Origin of the sequence: Corynebacterium choanae (genome assembly GCF_003813965.1) — a bacterium.
GTDB lineage: Bacteria > Actinomycetota > Actinomycetes > Mycobacteriales > Mycobacteriaceae > Corynebacterium > Corynebacterium choanae.
The window spans coordinates 2162295-2184424 of record NZ_CP033896.1 but is presented as its reverse complement, the minus strand read 5'-3'; the positions used below and the strand labels follow the sequence as shown (position 1 = coordinate 2184424).

17 protein-coding genes and 2 tRNA genes are annotated in these 22130 nt (G+C 55.6%); 11 read left to right on the top strand and 8 right to left on the bottom strand.

Annotated features, from left to right (window positions below):
* Positions 1–266 precede the first annotated feature (266 nt).
* Together brnQ and CCHOA_RS07895 are read right to left on the bottom strand one after the other, a co-directional pair.
* Positions 267–1904, bottom strand: coding sequence for a branched-chain amino acid transport system II carrier protein (gene brnQ / locus CCHOA_RS07900; RefSeq protein ID WP_123929139.1), 1638 nt, complete (start codon positions 1902–1904; stop codon positions 267–269).
* Positions 1905–2263: 359 nt separating this feature from the next.
* On the bottom strand, positions 2264–3187 hold the full coding sequence (locus tag CCHOA_RS07895; protein WP_123929137.1) for a mechanosensitive ion channel family protein: 924 nt from the start codon (positions 3185–3187) through the stop codon (positions 2264–2266).
* 275 nt (positions 3188–3462) lie between these two features.
* Between CCHOA_RS07895 and CCHOA_RS07890 the strand changes: the two genes are divergently transcribed.
* Both CCHOA_RS07890 and CCHOA_RS07885 read left to right on the top strand, forming a co-directional pair.
* Positions 3463–4194, top strand: coding sequence for an SDR family oxidoreductase (locus CCHOA_RS07890; RefSeq protein WP_164472427.1), 732 nt, complete (start codon positions 3463–3465; stop codon positions 4192–4194).
* Positions 4195–4514: 320 nt separating this feature from the next.
* Positions 4515–4802, top strand: a complete 288-nt coding sequence (locus tag CCHOA_RS07885; protein WP_123929131.1) for a hypothetical protein — start codon at positions 4515–4517, stop codon at positions 4800–4802.
* A gap of 186 nt (positions 4803–4988) precedes the next feature.
* Here the strand turns inward: CCHOA_RS07885 and CCHOA_RS07880 are convergent, their stop codons facing one another.
* From CCHOA_RS07880 to pepN, 3 genes are all read right to left on the bottom strand, one after another.
* Positions 4989–5873, bottom strand: coding sequence for a cytochrome c biogenesis CcdA family protein (locus CCHOA_RS07880; protein WP_123929128.1), 885 nt, complete (start codon positions 5871–5873; stop codon positions 4989–4991).
* Between the two features lie 246 nt (positions 5874–6119).
* Positions 6120–7148, bottom strand: coding sequence for a DsbA family protein (locus tag CCHOA_RS07875; protein ID WP_123929125.1), 1029 nt, complete (start codon positions 7146–7148; stop codon positions 6120–6122).
* 714 nt (positions 7149–7862) lie between these two features.
* Positions 7863–10493 carry an aminopeptidase N gene (gene pepN / locus CCHOA_RS07870; protein ID WP_123929122.1) on the bottom strand — a complete coding sequence of 877 codons (2631 nt, stop codon included), beginning with the start codon at positions 10491–10493 and terminating at the stop codon, positions 7863–7865.
* Between the two features lie 508 nt (positions 10494–11001).
* Here pepN and CCHOA_RS07865 point away from each other — a divergent pair.
* Both CCHOA_RS07865 and CCHOA_RS07860 read left to right on the top strand, forming a co-directional pair.
* A complete protein-coding gene (locus CCHOA_RS07865; RefSeq protein WP_123929119.1) occupies positions 11002–11619 on the top strand; it encodes a mycothiol-dependent nitroreductase Rv2466c family protein in 618 nt (205 codons plus the stop codon).
* 157 nt (positions 11620–11776) lie between these two features.
* The gene (locus CCHOA_RS07860; protein ID WP_123929116.1) at positions 11777–12247 is read left to right on the top strand and encodes a ribose-5-phosphate isomerase; all 471 of its coding nucleotides are present in this window, start codon (positions 11777–11779) and stop codon (positions 12245–12247) included.
* A 630-nt stretch (positions 12248–12877) separates the two neighbouring features.
* Here the strand turns inward: CCHOA_RS07860 and CCHOA_RS07855 are convergent.
* Both CCHOA_RS07855 and CCHOA_RS07850 read right to left on the bottom strand, forming a co-directional pair.
* Positions 12878–13708: a DUF1542 domain-containing protein gene (locus CCHOA_RS07855; protein ID WP_377740008.1), complete on the bottom strand. Its 831-nt coding sequence runs from the start codon at positions 13706–13708 to the stop codon at positions 12878–12880.
* Between the two features lie 397 nt (positions 13709–14105).
* Positions 14106–14333: a helix-turn-helix transcriptional regulator gene (locus CCHOA_RS07850; RefSeq protein WP_123929109.1), complete on the bottom strand. Its 228-nt coding sequence runs from the start codon at positions 14331–14333 to the stop codon at positions 14106–14108.
* Between the two features lie 829 nt (positions 14334–15162).
* Between CCHOA_RS07850 and CCHOA_RS07845 the strand changes: the two genes are divergently transcribed.
* The 4 genes from CCHOA_RS07845 to tig all read left to right on the top strand — a co-directional run bounded on the left by CCHOA_RS07845 (position 15163) and on the right by tig (position 18120).
* Positions 15163–15237: transfer RNA gene (locus CCHOA_RS07845), tRNA-Gly, on the top strand.
* 471 nt (positions 15238–15708) lie between these two features.
* A complete protein-coding gene (locus CCHOA_RS07840; RefSeq protein ID WP_123929106.1) occupies positions 15709–15924 on the top strand; it encodes a hypothetical protein in 216 nt (71 codons plus the stop codon).
* A 460-nt stretch (positions 15925–16384) separates the two neighbouring features.
* A tRNA-Pro gene (locus CCHOA_RS07835) sits at positions 16385–16458 on the top strand.
* 285 nt (positions 16459–16743) lie between these two features.
* Entirely contained in the window at positions 16744–18120 is a 1377-nt protein-coding gene (gene tig / locus CCHOA_RS07830) for a trigger factor (RefSeq protein ID WP_123929104.1), read from the top strand.
* Between the two features lie 524 nt (positions 18121–18644).
* Here the strand turns inward: tig and CCHOA_RS11060 are convergent.
* Positions 18645–18773, bottom strand: coding sequence for a hypothetical protein (locus CCHOA_RS11060; RefSeq protein WP_281273266.1), 129 nt, complete (start codon positions 18771–18773; stop codon positions 18645–18647).
* 66 nt (positions 18774–18839) lie between these two features.
* Between CCHOA_RS11060 and CCHOA_RS07825 the strand changes: the two genes are divergently transcribed.
* From CCHOA_RS07825 to clpX, 3 genes are all read left to right on the top strand, one after another.
* Positions 18840–19430, top strand: coding sequence for an ATP-dependent Clp protease proteolytic subunit (locus CCHOA_RS07825; RefSeq protein WP_123929102.1), 591 nt, complete (start codon positions 18840–18842; stop codon positions 19428–19430).
* A gap of 125 nt (positions 19431–19555) precedes the next feature.
* Positions 19556–20188: an ATP-dependent Clp protease proteolytic subunit gene (locus CCHOA_RS07820; RefSeq protein WP_123929100.1), complete on the top strand. Its 633-nt coding sequence runs from the start codon at positions 19556–19558 to the stop codon at positions 20186–20188.
* A 537-nt stretch (positions 20189–20725) separates the two neighbouring features.
* Entirely contained in the window at positions 20726–22006 is a 1281-nt protein-coding gene (clpX, locus tag CCHOA_RS07815; RefSeq protein WP_123929098.1) for an ATP-dependent Clp protease ATP-binding subunit ClpX, read from the top strand.
* Positions 22007–22130 lie beyond the last annotated feature (124 nt).

Below are 22130 nucleotides of genomic sequence, written 5' to 3'. Positions count from 1 at the left end.
CCGCCTGGTCAGTGACCGTGGGGCATATGCTGCAACTTGTGGTGTGCGGCAGGTTGCTGACTAGTCAATAGATGCACCCCGTATCGGTGTGGTCAATGCTGACCGATACGGGGTGCAAACGCGTTGTGTTGTTTTCTTTTGGTAAACCGCTAGCGCTGCGGTTTTCCGCCGGCACCCCAGGACGGACGACCCGGATGGTTGTCAGTCTATCCGGGCAGTGGAGCTGGCGTACCTCCCGGTAGCTGTGAGCTGTGCCGGCAGTTGCACTACTGTCGCTTTTTCGCGTTGCGCAGCGTGGTGAGTTCCCGGCGGGCTTGTTTCCGCGCGTCACGCACCATGATGAGTCGCTCCCGCGCTTGTTGTTCGGCGCGGCGCAACGATTCAACGGTTTGCTGAGTTTCTTCGATCGCCTGATCAAGATCGACAGTATCGACATTGTGGTCGAGGATTTCCTGTGCATCGTGGATCGCGTCAGCGATAGCCTGCTCGTCGGAGATCTCCCCGCGGAGCTCAGCTTCGATTTGGTGCTCCCCACCTAGCGGCACAGCCCGGGTTGGGCGAGCCACATAGTCGATGATGACGCCAACAATGATCGCCACCACGGTAGGAATCATCCAGCCAAGATCAAGATCATGACCCGGTGCCCAACTGATGAGTGATTCCACGTCGGCTGACATATTCGAAGCGGTCATTAGCGCCGCCCACACCGTCACCAGGGTGAGGCTGATGCGGAAAGCCCAGTGCAACTGCCGGCCGAGGAGCGGTTCAAGAATGGTCAACAATACGAGGGTGATCGCAATGGGATACAAAAACCCGATGATCGGGGCGGCGATCGCTAAAACAACGTCAAGTCCGAGAGTAGAGACCACAATGGAGGCGCCGGCGAAAAAGATCGCCCACGCATGATACGAAACACTCGGCACAATCTTGTGGAAGAATTCACAGGTTGCCCCCAGTAGCCCGGCCGCGGTGGTCAAACATGCCAGCAGCACAATGCCGCCGAAAAGAATCACCCCGGTAAAGCCCATGGTGGTGTTGGCCGCATCGGAAAGCAGCTTCGCCCCATCGGTGTAGTGCTCAGCGCCGGGGAAAATCTGACCGACCATCCCGAGTCCCACATAGACGAGAACAAGCACAATGCCGGCGCCGATTGCTGCTGTCGCAGTGCCGCGCACCAGCGACGGGCCGGTCGGGATTCCTTTACCTTTCAGCGAAGACAACACCACAATCCCGAAGGCCATTGCCGCCAATGAGTCCATGGTCATATAGCCTTCGATGAGCCCGGCAGCCAGTGGGTTGTTGGCATAGTCGCCGCTTGCTTCCGGCGGCTGGCCGACGAGTCCTGTCATCGACAGCACAATGAGAACTGTGAGCAGAATCAACAGTGCCGGGGTGAGATACTTCCCCAACCGGTCAACAATGCCGGAAGGATCAAAGGCTAACCCCAACGCAATGGCGAAGAAGATGACTGAAAATATCGCTGAGGAAATAGCCCCATCGACACCCAACACTGGGGTGACTGCGGAGGAATAGCTCACCACCGCGGTACGGGGCAGCGCATAGGCGGCACCGAGTGCCAAATACACCGCAATCGGGAACGCTAAGCCGAAAATCACCCCGCCGCGGGAAGCTAACTCTTGCACATCCCGCCCGGTAATCGCCACCGCAATCACTGTAATAATCGGCAACGCCACACCGGTGATCAAAAACCCACTGATTGCCTGCGGGAAACCGGAACCGGCACTCGCCCCAAGAATCGGTGGGAAGATCAGGTTACCGGCACCAAAAAACATCGAAAACAGCATGAGCATCGCCACTGCGATCGCCCCAATGCCGCCGGTTTTTACCGCCGTGGATGATCCTGCCGTCGTCGGCAGGGTGGTTTGGGAGGTCAACGCCACCATCTCCTTGCATGGTTACCGAATGAAAAGGGAACAACCCGACAAGCCACCATAGGAAAAAGTGTGATGCCTTGTAAAACGATGAATACTTACCCTTCCCTGAAGCAGTGCTCACGATAACGCCGCATCAGCCCCACAGCTCTGATGCGCAACTGGCTGGAAACGGGTGCTGGAACAAAATCATTCACCGCCACCGCTGTCAGCGACTAAGTATTCACCGCCGTCGCCCCAAACCACACAGCGACTCACCATCGCCCAGCCATTCGGCTAGGGTACCCATCATCCGGTGTGCAGGGCAGCTGGTTTGCCCCCTGGGGCTTGCGATGCAGGCAGCCGTCGCTAGTGGTGGGAAAATTTTCTGTCTACTTTCCAGACGTCGACTGCTCTGCTGTGATACCAATGCCATGCGGATACGGGGTAGAGATGCCAGCGGACTGCAGTGCAGGAATGACCGCCGAAAGCATGTGTCGTTGCACAAACCACTGCTGGCCAGGAATCACCTTCATTCGCAACCGAATCGTTAAATGATCCACATTCATCGCCGACACACCATCCATCTCTGGGGCGTCCAACACAAAATCGGCGATCTCCGGGGAATCCGCAGCCTGTTGCGCCGCCGCTAAAATAGTGGCCTTCGCCTTTTCCACATCATTCGACAACCCAATAGGCACCTCCAGTCGAGCAGTTGCAAACCCTTTCGTCGAGTTGCCAACAGTGGTGATCTGCCCATTGCGGATATACCACAGGTTGCCATCAACATCCCGCAGCGTAGTGATCCGCAGCGACACATCTTCGACCGTGCCAGACTTGTCGTCGATTTGAATCCAGTCACCGACCCCATACTGGTCTTCCAACAGCATAAAAATGCCGGTAATAAAATCCTGCACCAGGGCTTTCGCGCCGAAACCAATCGCCAAACCAACCACCCCGGCACTGGCAAGCAACGGCCGAACCTCCAACCCGAGATTCGACAACACCCCAATAATCGCCCAGCCCCAAATAAAAATCGCGATAGCTGAGCGAGTCACCCCAGAGAGCGTATTCACCCGGGATTCGCGGCGCACCTGATCTGCTGCTTCCTCCTGCGGGGTGGGGGCTTTCGCTTTCGCAACCTTGAGACGTTTCGCCTTCGCATGGCTGATCTGATGGCGTGCAACCCGATGAATCACCAGGTGGGCAATCCACTGGGCGATAAGAGCAAGCACGATAATCACCGCGATCTTTATGCCGCGGGTGACCCAATCATCGGTGAAACTGGCGTCGAGAGAATCTATTGCGCTAATCATCGCTGAGTCACCCTACCGACCGTACCGGGGATGGTTCAACCTGCCACTGACCAGGCGCAATCATAGAATGAGGAGTCACCCCCTGTACCGTCGCATATCACGGCCGCAATCCCGGTTGCCGCAACCTGCCCGGAATGCACCCAGGTGCCCCTGCGGTGCAGCAAACCAATCCACGCCACCCTACAGTTGAAACCAGGAACCCAACCGGAACCAAACCCCAGCTGGGCTACGTGCCGCGACACTCGCCACTGAAGAATGAAGGATGCACACCCGCAATGCACACACAGGCTCGACCACTAGCGATTATCACCGGCGCGACAAGCGGCATCGGGGCCGCGACAGTGGAACAAGTCACCGCCACCCACCACGTTATCGCCATTGGTCGGCAACCAGCAGCCTTAGACCGCCTCAACAACCATCCGAAGGTAACCCCCGTAGCACTCGATTTAGTGGACACATTTGCTTGCACACCAGGCAGCACTCCCACTAGCCTGCCTGCAACACTTGCCCAGCTCACCCATGTAGATCTTCTTATCCATGCCGCCGGTATCGCCCCCATTGCCACAGTCGCCGACACTGATGCCACCACCTGGTCTGCCACCTTGGCTCTGAACGTGACCGTCCCAGCACGGCTCACCGCACTGCTTACCCCCGCCCTCCGCAGAGCCAAGGGACAAGTAATTTTCATCAATTCTGGTGCCGGCCGATATCCAGCGAAATCGATGGCTGCCTATGTGGCAAGCAAACACGCACTCGTAGGACTCGCAAACACCCTCCGACTGGAAGAACAACCCCACGGTGTGCGGGTCACCACTGTCTATCCAGGGCCAGTCGACACCCCAATGCAGCAACAAATGCAAGCACAACAACACCCCAATACACCCTATAACGCCGACCACTATTCCACCCCGGAAGAAATAGCTGCCGCCATCGTCGCCACCACCCAAGCCGGCCCACATTCCCAAATCGAAGAACTCGTCATCCGTCCTCATATACCAGGGGGATAGCGGCGGCCAAACCACCCCACGCCGTTATAGATTGGCGCCTTAGAGAAAGGTCGCCGCTATACGGTGGTTCCCCGGTATTTCTCAGCAAATCCTACGTTTTAGGTAGGTGTTGTTGTTTCACTTCAACCAAAGTGAGTTGCCAGCGCCCAACGTGTTTTTGTCAACGCATTGGGCTGTTTGCTGTCTCATTACCTGCCTTGGAAGGGAACTGAGAAGTGAGTAGCGCAAAAATCGGACGGCTTATTGCGAGACGTTTGCAGTCGCCAATGGTAGGCTGAGTTTTATAATTTTTTTCCTACCTTCTCTCTAAGGAGTTTTTCATGAGACTGACCCGTTTCACCAAGGGTATTGTTGCTGCTGGCACCGCATTGGCTCTGGCTACCACGGCTGTCGCTCCTGCGCAGGCAGATACTTTGACCGGCTCGGCTGATAGCGTGGCAGCATCTTCGGCTATCGGCTCCAGCTCTGCACTGAGTCTCGTTGGCGCCCTGCTGTCGGCCACCATCACCGTGCTGTTCTGGGTTGGCCTCTACAACCTCGCAGTGCTGAACAACGTCATTCACAATGTGGAGACTGTGAAGGTGCCGATTGCAGGCTTCCCGCAGTAAATCTTATTGCGCTACAGCGCAATAGTGCACGCCCCGCTGCATGGATAACACCATGCGGCGGGGCGTTTTGTCGTATGGCACCAACTTCGAATAGAGGCTATGTTTTCCGTGGTGCACGATTGGTGAGCTTGCATTTTCCCGCTGAACGGGTGCGATGCGATTGTGCACCTGGAAGGCTGCTGCCACCTACCGCTCGGAAAACATGGCAGCATCGTTGCGGGCGGCGGATCGCTCTTTTGCATTGCCCGCGGCAGCTGAATGTGGACGGGCAAGCCGAAACACAAACCAGCCTGCAGCCGCTAGCGCGAGGAGCAACACAATCACCGCATCACTTACCTTCGCCGTAAGATTCCCGATTGCTGACTGCCACCGAATCTGGGTATCAAGATCCACTAGCTGCGGCATACTGCCCAACCCGTCGGTGACAATGAATAACACACCGATCACAATAAACAACGCTCCCGCCACCAGCTGTGTGGTGGTGGTATGAATCCGGCCAAAACGAACCGGTTTAGGGGTAAGCCAGGTGGCATGACCGATATCGGCAACATCCCAAATTGCAGCAAGAACATACAGCGGTACAGCCATCCCCAAGGCGTACATTGCCATGATTACTCCGGCGTACACCGTCGACTCGGCAAGCGTCGCAGTGGTGAGTACTGCCCCCAGCAGCGGGCCTGCACAAAAACCTGCAAACCCGTAGACACAGCCCAGCAGATAGATAGCTAAAGGATTGTTTCCTTGTGCTCGGGCGGATAGTGCTCGTGCACCAGGGATCGTCATTCCGCCACCGCTAGCAGCCAGGAGCCCAAAACCGATCATGATAACCCCGCCAATGGTGATGAGCAGATCACGGTGGCTGGCGACAAGATTACCGACGAAACTCGCAGATACTCCGATCGGAACCAGAGTTGTCACAAGGCCAAGGAAAAACAGCGAAACCGCGGCGATGAGATGTGTACGTCGACTAAAAGCGGAGGCGAAAAATGCTGGCAGGAGCAGTGCTGAACATGGCGAAAGTAAAGAGAATACGCCACCGGCGAATGCCCCAAGTAGACCGAGTGTGGTCATAGTGGATAACGACTCCTTGACGGTCGAAGGGTGAATTTGTTGGCCGGAATAACACAGACCCAGAGTCGGGCGACGTGGAGTTTGCAGCAAATGTTGCCAAGCTCACCCAGTGCTGGTGCTAAGCAGTGCCAGGTGGGGGATGCTTGCTGTGCATGGCCAACAGGTGGAAACCGGTGTGCAAAACCTAGAGCACAAAACTACCGACTGCGCAGTCAGCAGTGGTAGCAAATAGCAGCCGTTACAGAGCTATTTTGTGGCGGCTTGCGGGCTCGGTACCGCAACCTTACCGGTGGCGACTTTCATCAACTCCATGTTGATGACCTGTTCAAACACTTCAGTGGGTTGCGCACCGGAGATATAGGTTTCACCGATCACAAACGCAGGGGTTCCGTTGACTCCCAGCCCAGAGGCGTAGCTGCGAGCATCGGCAACCACTTGGTCATACGCATCCGAAGTGGCGTCTGTGCGGAATTGTTCGAGATCTGCGACACCGGCCTGTTTGGCGAATTCCACAAAATTGTCGATGGTGTTATTGGGATGACCTTGGGTTGCTTTTTCCTGGCTAAAGACGATCGCTTCGAACTCGTTGAACTTGCCTTGTTTTGCGGCAGCTCGGCCGGCTTTAGCGGCGGCCACAGCATGGTCGCCGTTGATTGGCATATCGTTAAATTCGATGCGTACCCACCCGTCGTTGACATACTTGTCGAGAATGGTTGGTTCTGTTACCTGCGCGAATCGGGCACAGAATGGGCATTCAAAATCAGAGAACATGGTGATGACCACCGGCGCGTCAATCGCACCAATAGCAAACGGGTCAGCCGGGTTTCGGCGGTGCACGTTGAGAACATCTTCGGCTGATTGGAGTGGCTCCCGGGGACCGAAGAGATACGAGTCCCAGCCGGCTGCCGGGGCTTTTGCACGAACAGGTGCAGTCCCGGGTTGTAGTCCGGCTTGTTGAACTTCTGCAAAGGTGGGGGTGTCAGGTGTGTCAGTGGCGTTCGCGGCGGGGGCTTGCGTGTGGGTACTAGATTCGGTTGATGGTTCTGGTGTTGCACTGTTCACCCCCACCAGGTAGCCGCCGGCGAATGCGGCGATCACTGCTGCAGCAAATAATCCCCAGGCAGCTGGCGGGATGAGCGCAAAACCATTGCGACGAACCGGGGCTGCTGTTTCGGTAGTTTCTGGCTCCACTGGTTCTGTTGCGCCCAACGTTTGTGGTTGTGGATCATCAGACGGTTGGGCTGCGTTGTTGTGGCGGGAATCAGAGGAACTCATAGAAGGCTTTCTCATGGGCGGAATGGGTCAGGTTTGCTGCGGCGCATTGAAACATTGTTGGGGTACCGGCTGTGAGCTGCGGCTGGTGGATTCACCTCCATGCGCTATAGCTGTGCCGGAACCTACAACGCAATTGAGGTGACCATTGTTCCATACCTCGTTCGCATCTATGACTACCGGGTTTTCCTGGTAGCAGCGCGAGGCTGGTGGCAGGTGGAACGGCAGCCGGCAAAGGCATCGCCTTGGCGGTGGACATCAACGCCTGAAATCAGCACAACAAGGGGGCTACACATTGCACTGCCCGCATTTCCTGGTTGCCAAAACAACTACGGAAAATACGGGCAGAGAGGATTCGCGGACACTGTTGCGGTTACAGCGGCAATGGGCAGGAAGGCCACCTTCTGTGTTGCGGGAACCTTCCTTCACCGAAAAAGACGGTGAAGCACAGGAATTGCAGACAAACTCATGCTTGCAACAGTAATCGGCGCCGCTGGTGATGTGCCGGTGCTGTCGAAAAGACGCATTCTCGCCATGGGTGCAGAATCCACAACCGAACCTCGATCACCGTTCTGGTTCGCTATGCGTGCTTTCCCTTGCCACGCTGTGTCGACAGAAGTTTGCTGCATTTGGTGGCGGCACACTAGCAGCGATGGTTTGATCATCCGATCGCTGCCAGTGCATACCGCTACGACTTACAGCTGGCGCATGCGCATGCTAGGCGGTAGCAGCCTGTGCATCGATCGCCTGAAGGCGCTTGCCACGTGCGGCCACATCCCGACGCTCCGCGAGGACACGACGCAAACCATGGGGCAGCGATTCGTCGTTGATGAGTGCATCGGCGGCAGCAAACGCTTCATCGGTGGTCAGCGCGGTGGGATACAGACCTGTTGCGGTGACCAACGCCATCTCCGGGGTGAGGTTCTTCCACACTGTTGTTACCCGGTCGAAGTAGTCCATACCGATGGTGTTGGTAATGGAGTGGGAACCCGCATGGTTGTACCCCATGAGCTTGTGCCGAATGGTGAGGTTCGACAAGTCACCAGTGTTGTTGGTGATCTCTTCGAAGATTTCGCGTTTTGCCTGCTGCGTGGGCACTGCTGCGGCAGCTTCCAAAGCGTTGAGATGCCCCTGCGAGGTGTTGTCTTCTTCACGCAGAGCAGCAATTGTCGAAGCCGGATCGGCAATCCGATTCCCGGAGATCGCACTGATCAAACCAAGCCACTGCAACCCGTGATCCATGGTGACACCAGCAACTGGTGCCTCCCCCTTGGCGAGTGCGCCCACGATCGGGGCGGTGGCATCGGATACTGGCAGACCAGTAATGCCCTTAGTCACCACAAGCTGCGTATCGGAACCTGCTTCGGCTTGCTTGAGCAGGGTAACCATGACATTGCCGATGAGCTCATTGCCGGTGTCTGCCACCCACTGCGGATCCGCGTAGCGGTTCAGCGCAATTCCCGAATTCATGATGACCCGCTCGATCACGGAGGATTCGGTTTCTTGCGGCAGATGCTCAGCAACGATCGCTAAATAGTTCCGGGCAGCCATCTCCCCATTTCGTACCTGCTCCCACAGGGCAGACCAGCACAGTGCACGAGCCATCGGGTCCACGATGCGTCCCAGGTGATCGGCGACAAAGCTGGTGGAAGCATCATCGAGTTCCATCATGCAGTAGGTGAGATCGTCGTCATTGACCAAGACGAGTTGAGGTGCTGCCTCGCCAACAAGCTCGTCGACAGTTTGGCTTTCCCCAGTAACATCCACATGCACCTGACGGTAGCGAACCACATCGCCGTTGTCATCCGTCTTATACAGGCCAACCGCAACCCGATGGTCCCGCTGTTCGCCGGCACCTGGTGCGGCACCGCGCTGCGTGATGGTCAACTTCGAAATACGATCGTTGTCGTCGACGTCCACTGTTGCCGCCAGTGGGGTGATGCCAGTGGTTTGTAGCCACTGTTTCGCCCAATCGGAAAGATCACGGCCGGAAGCCTGCTCTAAGGATTCCAGCAGATCCGCAAAGGTTGCGTTGCCAAATGCGTGATGAGCGAAGTGTTGGCGTACCCCTGCGAAGAACGCCTCCCGACCCACATAGGCTTGCAGCTGTTTGAGGACGGACGCCCCCTTGGCGTAGGTGATGCCGTCAAAGTTCTGTTCCACAGTTTCGATATCGCCAGCATCTGCAGAAATCGGGTGGGTGGAGGGCAGCTGATCTTGCTCATAGGCCCACGCCTTGTGCTTGTTGGCGAACGTCACCCACGCGGTATCGTATTCGGTTGCTTCTGCCTGTGAGATCGTCGCAGCCCAGGTTGCAAAAGACTCGTTGAGCCAGAGGTCATCCCACCAGCGCATCGTGACTAGGTCACCAAACCACATGTGTGCCATCTCGTGGAGCACGGTGTCGCAGCGACGTTCCAGCACAGCCCGGGTTGGGGTAGAGGTGAACACATACTCGTCGCGGTGGGTGACACAGCCGGCGTTTTCCATTGCCCCCATGTTGAACTCGGGGACGAAGGTTTGATCATATTTGCCGAATGGATACGCGTAGCCGAAGTTGGCGTGATAAAAATCGAAGCCCTGCTTGGTTTCAGTGAACAAACGTTCAGCGTCAAGATGCTTGGCCAACGATTGGCGGCAGTACAAGCCCAATGGAATAGTGAGTTCTTCTGGCTGACCGGCTGGGGTTTGCGGATAGTGGGTGAGTTTGCCCTGCCATTGGTCGCGCACCTCGTAGTAGTCGCCGACACAAATCGCCACCAAATAGGTGGAAAGCTGATAGTCAATCGTGGAAGTGTGCACGAGTTTGCCGTCTTTTTCGGTGACGGTTTGCTCGGCGTTTCCGATCACTTTCACCCCAGTGTCGGTGGTGATCGTCAGCTCATAGGTGGCTTTGATATCCGGCTGGTCGAAGCATGCGAACATGCGTTTTGCGTCCGCGGTTTCAAATTGGGTGTAGAGATACACCCGATCGTCGGCCGGATCCACATAGCGGTGCAGGCCTTGCCCTGTGCGGGAATAAACACAGTCAGCAGCAACCACCAGCGTGTGCTTACCAGCTGTGAGATCGGCGAGCAGCACCCCTTGGGTTTCGTCATAGTCGCCGGCATCGGTGGTGGGTACCGCCGCAGCAGTGATATCGGTGCCATCTAAAGTAACTGTGTTGATTGCGGCTGCCCGCAGATCAACAAACGTCGATCCCGCATCCTTTGCCGTAAAGGTGATCGTGGTAGTCGATTGGAAGGTTTTCGGACCGGTGGTGAGATCCAGCACCAGATCGTAGTGCACCTCATCGATGAGGGCGGCGCGCTGTTGCGCCTCGGTGCGGGTGAGGTTTGTTGAAGTCATAGAAACAGTTTCGCCTTTCAACACGCAAAGGTTGCGAGTAGGTAGGGGTTGTGTGGTTCCCGACACGCCTGCTTGATCGCTACGATCACCCTGACCACAATCAGCAATAGTGCTGCTTGCCGTGGACAAACCGTCGGGTTCTGCGATCACCAGAATAACAACGTTTGTGCCGCAACTCGGTGACCTGTCGCCAATAATTTGTGTCGCAGGCCACTGTTTTACGGCGTGTACAGGCAACATGGGGACTAGGCTGGCAGAAGGTGGGGGAGACGCGGGGTGAGGAGCTGTTGCCCCCGACCGGGTGGAAACGGAATTGGTAGTGTCACTGCAGCGTTGGATCAGAGGAATTGGCGGCCGCACGAGGCATTTGCTTCGTCGATAATGCAAGCTGGATCATTGCAGTCGTCAACAGCAGTCCCAGCGCGCTGATCTGCGTGGTCTGCAGCCTGGCTGCACACCTTGTGCCGGGTAAAAACACAACAGAAGTTCGAAGGAGCTAGAGCAACCTATGAGTGCCCAAGTTACGTTTTGGTTCGATGTCACCTGCCCATATTGCTGGATCACCTCGCGGTGGATGAAAGAAGTAGAAAAGGTGCGGGATGTCACGATTGACTGGGTGCCGATGAGCCTCTATGTGCTCAATGAAGGGCGCGAACTTGATCCTGGATATCGGGCAAAGATCGACAACACCATCTATCCAGCACGGTTGTTTGCCTACGTCAAGCAGCATCATCCAGACAAGGTGGACGCCCTGTACACCGCATTGGGCACCGCCTTCCACAATGAAGGCAAACTGGATCCGACCGGCTTCGAAGCCAACAAAGACGCAATATATGACGCGTTGGCAGACACCGGCCTCGACATGGAACTTGTAAAAGTCGCAACCGATGACAGCATCGATGAAACGTTGCGTGCCTATCATCAAACGGCAATGGATGCCGTCGGTGACGATGTGGGAACCCCAGTGGTGAAGGTTGGCGATAACGCCTTCTTCGGCCCGGTGCTCACCCGAATTCCGCGTGGTGAGGATGCCGGAAAGATTTTTGATGGTGCGCTGGCTCTTGGTGCTTACCCGCACTTCTTTGAGCTCAAACGCTCACGCAATGAGTCAATCTCATTCGACTAGGTTTTTCTTGCCGCACTGTCGCGGCAATGAGCCTTGACTGTCTCGGCGAGCCGGGGGCACCCTAGCCTGGAACCAATAGCGCCAATATGCAGGTGCGTTGGGTTTCGGGTGGGGTGTACGGGTGTACTGGTGTGCGTGTGGCACTAGCATTAGCGGTATGCGTGTTTATCTCGGAGCGGACCATGCTGGGTTCGATATGAAAACTGTGATCGCTAAGCATTTGGAGGAGCAAGGCCACGAGGTCGTGGATTGTGGGGCGCACACCTATGACGCCCAGGACGACTATCCGGCGTTTTGCATCGATGCAGCCCGGCGAGTGGTGGCTGATCCGGGGTCGTTGGGGATTGTGCTCGGCGGCTCCGGTAACGGTGAACAGATCGCAGCAAATAAAGTTCCTGGCGCTCGCTGTGCGCTTGCCTGGTCGGTAGAAACCGCGAAACTTGCCCGGGAGCATAACAATGCGCAACTGATCGGGCTGGGGGGCCGTATGCATACTGAGGAAGAAGCATTGGCAATTGTTGATGCGTTTCTTGCTCAGCCGTGGAGCGAAGAACCACGCCACCAGCGCCGTATCGACATTATTAGCGAATACGAGAAAACTGGTGAAGCGCCTTCCACCGAGGCGTAATATTCAGCGTTACAGCTCGCCTACTGTCCGCAGGAAGGCCTTACAGTAGCAGGTACGGCTTGTGCTGTCTGTGACTATTCGTGTCGCGAGTGCTTTCACTCGTACACGTTGGTATCTCCTTGCGCAATGGTGAGCGTTGCTGATTCTTATACCCTGCCAGCAGCAGCGGATACCTCTATGATTATTCGCTGCTGCTGGCTATTTTTTCTTCTCGCAGATGACTTCTTACCAAGGGGATATGGAACTGCTTTAAGGGTGTGGATGGGCTTGCGGGTGTGGTTCTGCTCCGCGAAATCTGTGGTCTTTGACTGTGTAATGGTGGGGTTGTTTGCGCTGCTGAATGTATGGTCGTGTCGTGAAACTGGCCACGAGATTGCTGGCTTGGTGCAGACCCGTGTGGATATAAGCCCATTGCAGGTGCGTGGTGCACCAGATTTTTTCGAATCGGCGTTGCAGATTGACGAAGGCACTGCAGCACGACAGCGACATCAAAACAACGGCGACACCGCCCACTGCTTGTGACGAACAGATCGTCGCCGCTGCAGGGGCGGTGTCGGCTTGTGTGCTTTTGTTCTTGCTTCTTCGCTGTTTTTGACTTGCTTCGAGTAACAGGTGACAGTGACTGCCTTGTTACAGGTCGAAGTCGAAGCCTCCGTCAAATAGGCCACCGCCGTCGCCGCCGAAGAACCCACCATCAAACAGTCCGCCGCCATCTCCGCCGAGCGAATCGCCGAGCCCGGCGGTATCCCCGCCGAGCATATCGCCGCCAAGCATGTCGGTGCCGTCACCAACACCAGCTGCAAACGCATCAGCGTTGTAGCCGATCCCGGACATTCCGTGGAAGAGAGAAGAGAACATGAGCACCGATCCGGCAGTCCACATGCCGGAGGCAAGAGCTGATGCCCACCAAGGAGTGGAATACCAGCCGGCCGGCACCGGTCGACCGGCAACCCGGCCACCAGGGTAATAGTTCGGGGTGGCAGCAGTGGCAACAGGTGAGGCAGTAACTTGCTGACCTTCATAGTTGATGGTGCGGGTTTCGGTGACTTGGCCGGCGACTTGCTGCCCTTCCAACGGGGGAAGCTTTGGGCCTTTGGGCATCCCCATGATCTCTCGGGCGGCGTCTACGTAGTAGAGCCCCTCTAATGCTGATTCCCGAGCGAGGAGTGCCTGACGCACTGTCTGCGCCTGAGATAACGCGGAATTTGCGGCGGTAAACCGTTCTGCTGCATCAGCCAGCGCTTGTGTCGAGGCGGCGTCGCTGCCGGTGAGATTCAACACCTGGCCGCCGAGACGTTCAGTCCAGCGGCGGGCATCAGCCAGCGCGTCAGCAAAGTCGAGCTGCCCGTGTGCGGACTGACCCTGTCCGGCACCGAGTGCAACACCAGATTGTGCTGCGGGGAGCTGCTGGCGATTGGTCATTTTTGCAGCGATAAACACAATCACTGCCACAAACAGCATGAGCAGAAGAAGATTTTGCACGTCAATTCACTCGATTCTCGCACGGCACCAACGATAATGTCACCAGCGCAGCACTAGCGGTTGCAGGATCGCAATCATTGGACTGGGGTATGCATTACTCCGGTGAGGGACTTCATTGGATACAACGGTTGTGATGGTCGCTTGAGTTCCCGGCAGGAATAACCGTGGTCATCGACTTGCTGGGAAATGAGTCGAGCCCCCACACACCTTGGGGGCTCGAGAACACTATGAAAATCGTTGACCAGCTTCGAACTGGGCTGCTGTGTCCACCACACACGCCGGGATCAAAGTCACTGACTACCGTGGTATTGCGCTGAGGCGGGTCAGCATCACCAGGTTGCCGAATGGTTGGTAGGGGTGACCGCCCGAGCAGCTTTTACTCTTCGGTGTTTTGCCGTTTTGCGGCGTTTCGCTTTTCCACCCATTCCCGCACGTCTTTGGAATCCCACAACGTGAGTCCGTGGAGCTTAGCCACCGGGCGGGGAGCCCGGTCACGGCCGGCATAACTGGTAAATGTCCCTCGGGCAGTCCCGGAGAAACGTGCACATTCGATTGCAGTCCACAGCTCTCGTCCGGTTTCCGAGTCAATGATTTTTGGATGCATGGGGGACATTGTATGGAGCCAAGTTGAGGGGAAAATAAGAATTCCGCAGGCAACTTTATCCGTCGATAGGGAGGGGCAAGCGCTGAGTGCCCCCTAGTATTCGGTTTTGTTGGATTCGGAACACGGTGAATCGGAACCTTGCTCGGTTGCATGAGCTAGCCAATATCCTCATTGATAAATGGGCATACCATTAAACCGCAATCTACCTGCGGTAACGTGAAGTTACCTGCGAATATGTAAAAATTGCGGTTTTACACCCATGTGGGGCTAGCTGTGTATTTGAAAACTCTTAGGAATTTTTTGGATTGTCTGTGTGTTGACGGGGGCTAGTAAATCCTGGATTCTGCTGTGGAAATGAAGTCTGAGCAGGAAGAATGAGGCGAAATGCAGGCAATTCTTTGGGGATCCTACAGGGTTTCGGTATTGCGAGGGGTGTGTGGTTACCAAGGGGGCAGGTGCACCTATGCGTGGGTGAAAGTGTTCCGCGGTACAAGGTTAGCCTAAGCGGGCTGTCGGAGAAGTCTGTGCGTTGCGTGACCGGCGGTGGCGCAACGGTGACCAATGTGGACAATCCATCAGAGGGTAATGGTGGTAGCCGGCGCGGTTGCTGCAAGCCTGGCGGAGTGATTGGCGTGGTTGGGAAATGGTGGCCTAATGCGGCGTTACCACGCGTAGGTGGGGTAATTGCGAGGTGGAACAAGGTGGAAGCAAAATCGCGTTCACCTGGCCTATTTGATCATTGAGGAGGGTGTGCGCTAAAGTTTCCTGTGCTGCTTTTTAAAGCGCCGCAAATAGTCGCGAGGAAAGTAAGCATCAAAAATTTATCGCTGGGAACGTCGTATAGTGGCTAATACCTCAGCCTTCCAAGCTGAAGACGCGGGTTCGATTCCCGTCGTTCCCTCCATATCGCGCACGAGCCCTTGCCAGCATCTGCTAGCAGGGGCTCGTGCGCTTTTTCCTTGCTCGACCGAGCGGGTGCTTGTGGTGGGTGTGAGCACAACGAGTGCTCTGCCTGCGTGAGCCAGGGGTTGAGATCCATCCCAGACGTAGACTGCGGTTGATGGACTGCTGAGTTGCCTTTTACTGCGAGGGGGATGACGGTCTCGTCGGAGCATTCATCTTGGGGTTACCAAATTTTCGAACTGCGGAATGCGGCTGCCGAATGTTGACGAGGATGACCTTGAGCGGGCTTTTCGCTACCATCGACGGCGAACGCCCCTTTTTAGTAAAAGAAACCACTGGCCACGTGGTCGGTTGCGAACCGCTACTGAGAAACCAACACATTAGCTGTGTTGGTGATGGTCTTCTAGGACTGGGGGCACATCACGCATTGCCACATCATGTTGGCAGCGAATACTAAAGGAGGATCCCAACCATGGGTCTTGGAGACATGGTAAACAAGGCAAAAGACGCTGTTGCGGCAAACCGCGACAAGATTGAAAACGAAGCCGGCAAGCTCATCGACAAAAAGCTTGATCCATCGAAAGCGGACAAGGTCAAGGGTGCCGTCGATAAAGGACTCGACAGCTGGGTAGGACCAGATAACGATGAGCAGGCAGCGCCTGCCGACCATCAAAATCCGGCAAACTAGTGCACCCATACAGCACGTTCCCGTCTCCTGCAATACTTCGGTAGTCATGGGCTTACCGAGCGGCTGCAGGGGACGGTTTGCTATTTCCTACCTGGCGGGCCGCGAAATTTCACAACCGGTGCAAGTAAATCTTGCGCGATATCGATAAGGGGCAGCGTTGCAACGAGCTTTTCCGTAATGGCGGCTGAGGGGATTTTCCGTTGACTGCAGATAACGGGTGATTCATCATTCGGCGGTCTTATAAACAACATCCTAAAAAACCGCTGTGGCATGCCGTCTGCTGCATCCCAAAAGTCTCAAATTTACCCATGATGACCAGGCGATTTCGTACTTAACGCCCCCCTGTGCCACGATATATGAGGCCGGTGAGTACACTTACACTCGCAACGCTGGTTCAAACCGACCTGGTGCTTTCCAGTATCAGCTGAAGTTTGCTAGTATGCGATGTGGCCACAACATACGGGGTATGGCGCAGTTTGGTAGCGCACCTGCTTTGGGAGCAGGGGGTCGCAGGTTCAAATCCTGTTACCCCGACTAAAAAAGAGGACCACGACATCAGTCGTGGCCTTTTTTTTCAAACATAGTGGCCGACGCTGCACCGGTACTTGCCGTCGAACTTGACTAGACAAAGATTTTGGGAAGTCAACTTCACGGAGTGCCGGTGCAGCGGAAACGTTCCTAAAAAAGTTTTTCCGGGGCCGGCGCCAAACCGTAACAGCACACCAAAGGTGGATAGCTGTACAAGCCAGACTTCACGAGTTGGCGCAAACCCTTGGGAAAAGTGTTTTCGCAGTAATCACCAAACCAGGAGAGTGACTCGTGAAGAGTTCCGTCGAGAAGCTAAGCGACACCCGCGTCAAGTTGACTGTCGAGGTTCCCTTCGACGAGTTGGGTAAAGAAATCGACTCTGCTTACAAAGCTATCGCTGAGCAGGTCACCATTAAGGGCTTCCGTCGTGGCAAGGCTCCACGTCAGCTCATTGAAGCCCGCTACGGTCGCGGCCCAATCCTTGAGCAGGTCGTCAACGATGTGATTCCTAGCCGCTACAGCGCTGCTGTGGACGAGCAGGAGCTGGCAGTCATCGGTCAGCCCGACATTGAGGTCACCGCGCTGGAAGATAATGAGCGCATTGAATTTACCGCCGAAGTAGACGTGCGCCCAGAGATCACCCTGCCATCGTTTGCTGATTATGCGGTAGAAGTTGAGCCGCTAGCGGACACTGAAGAAAAAGTCGGCGAGCGTTTAGAGATGCTGCAGCGTCGCTTTGCCACCCAAACTCCGGTGGAGCGGGAAGCTGCTGAAGGCGATGTCCTCGCCGTCAAACTGGAGAGCACCATCGACGGAGAAGCGGTCGCTGATCTCTCCCAAGACGGCATGACCATCACCCTCGGTTCCGAAGAAGTGATTCCTGGCCTGGAAAACGCCGTGACCGGTAAGAAGGCAGGTGAAACCGCCACCTTCACCACCAGTGAACTCAAGCACCCTGAATACGAGGGTAAAGAGGTTGAGGTTACCGTCACCGTCGACGCGGTAAAGGAAGTTGTTCTTCCTGAGCTCAACGATGACTTCGCCGAAGAAGCCAGCGAATATGACACCCTCGACGAGCTGAAAGTATCGATCCGCAGCGAGGTTGAAGAGAGCGTCAAGGCTGATCAGGCAGCAGAGATTCGCGACAAGGTGTTGACCAAAGCCTTGGAAGAATCCGAATTTGCACTCCCTGAGTCGCTTGTTGAGCAGCAGGTGCAGGGACAGCTGCAGCAGCTGCTGAACCAGCTTGGTGGCGACGAAAAGGTGATGGAGTCGCTGCTGAAGGCACAGGGGATGAGTCGTGAAGAATACGACAAGAACTCCCGTGAGCAAGCTGAAAAAGCTATCCGCACTCAGCTTCTTCTCGATGCGCTCGCTGATGAAGTGAAGCCGGAAGTTCATCCTGACGAGCTGCGTGACCATGTGCTGTTCACTGCCCAGGCATACGGTATGGATCCGAACACCTTCATGATGCAGCTGCAGCAGGCTGGTCAGCTCGGTAACCTGTACGCTGATGTGCGCCGCGGCAAGGCTCTTGCCGACGCGATCTGCAAGGTGAAGGTCACTGATACCGCAGGAAACGCCATCGATCCCGCCACCTATTTCGGTGAGGAAGAATCCGATGAAGCAGCGGACAACACCAGCGACGAAGCGAAAGACGCTAAATAATTACGCTCTGGCGGCACCACTGTGAGTCGGCGAGGGGAGGATGATACCCCGCTCACCGATATCGCTGCTGACTGAGCAATGCAGTCGCGCAACGGCTGTTGCCGAAAGATTACTGATCGCAAGGACCCCCGCGACCGGGCATGCAAATGCTGTAAACCGGTTCCGGGGGGTCACGCGTATCTGGCTCGGGGCGGGTGATTGCTGCGCCAGGTTCGCTGTCAGTGATCGAGGAGCGCGCTTTGCCCCGGTGTAGCGAGCAGATTCCACATTGGGTTTGCTTGTTACCGGTTCGAGTAGTTCTCTCCTCGCCGATACTGAAGTGTTTGCGTTGCTCAACTGGTGTAACTCCGGTTGAAACGTCTGGCACGCCGATTGTGTCGTTGCTGCGATAACGCGGAATTGTTGTTTCGCCGATCTGGCTAGTACAGCTGGCGATGCAAGGAGGTCAGCTCAGAAAGTATTTTGCTGGTAGCGAACAAATGCGACTTCCCGCGCCTGCAGCAGGTACATTCGTTGGCAGGCCTTTACAATTCGAAGGCAAGCAATACACGAACCTCGGCAAGCCGTTTCGAACCACAGCGGTTGATATCGGCGCCATCTGGTGCCATCTCTGTTGTCTTGGGCAAGGTCAACAAAGCCGGGGCATACTTCACACGATAGATAGAATTTTTCCGCCACAGCGCTCCTGTGGTGCACGTTTACTAGGAGTCACAGCAACTATGACCACCTCACCTCTTCATGCCTCTGCTGCTGCAGGCATGAACCTGTCAGATTCCGTCTATGAACGTCTCCTGCGGGAACGGATTATTTTTCTCGGCAGTGAAGTCAACGACGAAATTGCCAACAAACTGTGCGCCCAGATTCTGCTGCTGAGCGCTGAGGATCCGACGAAAGACATCTCGCTCTATATCAACAGCCCCGGCGGTTCTGTCTCAGCTGGTATGGCGATTTTCGACACCATGGTGTACGCGCCTTGTGATGTTGCAACCTACGGTATGGGTCTGGCCGCCTCCATGGGGCAATTCCTGCTGTCCGCCGGCACCAAAGGCAAACGCTATGCGCTGCCACACGCCCGTATCATGATGCACCAGCCTTCCGCCGGTGTAGGCGGTACCGCATCAGACATTGCAATCCAGGCGGAACTCTTCGCTCGGACAAAGAAAGAAATGGCAGAACTGATTGCCGAACACACCGGACAGACCGTGGAGCAGATCACCAAAGACTCTGATCGTGACCGGTGGTTTACCGCCCAAGAAGCAAAAGAATACGGCTTCGTTGACCACGTGATCTCGAAAGCCAGCCAGGCCTAGGCTCACCGCTAGGGCACCCCACATCGGGCAGTGGTTAGCTGCCCCTAGTGAAGCTAGCGGCGACGGTACAACACGCTCACGCTCCAACGTTTGCAACATCACAGAAAATTCAAGGACATCAGGCTATGAACCATCCGCAGTATGACGCGCAGGCACGCTACGTGCTGCCGAGCTTTACCGAGCATTCTTCTTTCGGAGTGAAAGAATCCAACCCTTACAACAAGCTATTCGAAGAACGCATTATCTTCCTTGGCACCCAAGTTGACGACGCCTCAGCAAACGACATTATGGCGCAGCTGCTGGTGTTGGAAGGGCAGGATCCCGATCGCGACATCACCATGTACATCAACTCTCCAGGTGGCTCCTTCACCTCGTTGATGGCGATCTACGACACCATGCGCTATGTGCGTCCAGACGTGCAAACTGTTTGCTTGGGTCAAGCAGCATCCGCGGCTGCTGTGCTCCTCGCAGCAGGTGCTCCCGGGAAACGGGCGGCATTGCCGAATGCTCGCATCCTTATCCACCAGCCTTCCACAGGTGGGGTGCAAGGACAGGTTTCCGACCTGGAAATTCAGGCAAAGGAAATTGACCGGATGCGTACGTTGATGGAAACCACACTTGCCGAGCACACCGGCAAAACTCCGGAACAAATTCGCATCGACACCGACCGTGACAAGATTCTTACCGCCCAGGAAGCTGTCGAATACGGGCTCATCGACCAGGTGTACGACTACCGTAAGTTCTCTGAGGTCGGCTAGTTCGACGCTGAAATACACACCCCCACCGTGCCGCCGAGTAAGGCGCAGCCAAAAGGGAAGCAACTGGGAAACCGGGATGGTGGCAGCTATGTTTTGCTTGCCCCATCCCGGTTTGCATGTTAGTGACCTCATGAACCTGAGGTTGTCACACAACAACGGCATAAGCGTTGCTCGCTGATCCCTGCGGCGGGGCAGTCGTTGACTGTGGGGAGAAGTCGATACAATATTCGAGGTGCAACAGCCGGCTCGCAGAGATTTCGACAGGGCAACGCTTTCCTTGAGATATCGCTATAGTTCAGGCGCGGGAATACTGTAGCGCTGGGTGTCGTTTCAAAGGGCGGTAGTGCTAGCTGGTGTTTCGCAAAAGCACCGTGCAAGCGAGCTGAACCACAGTGATCAGCTCCCCTTGCAACGCCTGGTGATGGCACCCCGGTGAGCCGATCAGGTTGGCTTTACCATCACAGCAGTAGCATTGCTGCAGAGAGATCTGCGCAGCAATACGAGAACAATTTTTGCATCGACGAGACTGTATCGGGATTGGCGTTAGTGAAAGACAACAGTGACTTGTTAAAGTGCACCTTCTGCGGCAAAGGCCAGCGGCAGGTGCGAAAGCTGATCGCCGGTGGCGGGGTGTATATCTGCAATGAGTGCATTGACCTGTGCAATGAGATCATTGAAGAGGAACTTGCAGCAACGGAAAAACCAAAACTCGCCCGGCCAGCGCTGCCACGCCCCAGCGAGATGAAACAATTCCTCGACGAATATGTCATCGGCCAAGATGAGGCGAAACGTATTCTTGCTGTCGCAGTGTACAACCATTACAAGCGAATTCAGCAGCAGGAACAGCAAGCAGCTAGTGGCAAGAGCAGCGCCGATGAGCAGGATGTTGAACTGTCGAAGTCGAATATTTTGCTGCTCGGGCCAACCGGCTCCGGGAAAACCTATCTAGCGCAAACAATGGCACGCATGCTCGACGTGCCGTTTGCTATTGCGGATGCAACATCGTTGACGGAAGCCGGTTATGTCGGTGACGATGTGGAAAACATTTTGTTGAAACTTCTGCAGGCCGCAAACTTTGATATCGAACGTGCCCAGCGGGGCATTATCTACATTGACGAGATTGATAAAATTTCCCGCCGCTCAGATAATCCATCGATCACCCGGGATGTCTCCGGTGAGGGTGTGCAGCAGGCGCTGCTGAAGATTCTGGAAGGAACAGTGGCATCCATTCCGCCACAAGGCGGGCGGAAGCATCCCAACCAGGAGATGGTCCAGCTCGACACAACGAACATTTTGTTTATTGTCTCAGGTGCCTTTGCCGGACTTGAGAAAGTCATTGAAGCTCGGATTGGTCGCCGCTCGGTGGGGTTCGGTGCAACGGTAACCGCGTTGCATGATGCTGTGCCAAATATTTTCGACTCGGTTGAGCCAGAGGATCTTGTGAAGTTCGGGTTGATTCCCGAATTTATTGGCCGGGTACCTGTGGTTGCCACCGTCGGCACCTTGGATCGTGCATCGCTGATCAAAGTGTTGACTGAACCGAAGAACGCGTTGGTCAAGCAATATCAGCGGCTCTTTGAGATGGATGGTGCAAAACTCACGTTCACTCATCCGGCGCTGGAAGTAATTGCCGAGCAGGCGTTGCAACGGAACACCGGGGCTCGTGGACTTCGCTCGCAGCTAGAGAACATTCTCGTTCCGATCATGTATGAGCTGCCGGATCGGGAAGATATTGGGGAAGTAAAAATTACTGCACCATGTGCCCGTGGCGACGCAGCACCGGAATATATTGCCCACGATAGAGAACAGTCAGCGTAAAGCTGGAGGGAGACGCTAAGCGAGCAACCCTTTACGTGGACTGCTGCACCAGACAGCAACCTTAAAAAACAAGAAGCAGCGTGGCATACCAGCCACGCTGCTTCTTGGATTATTAGTATGGAGA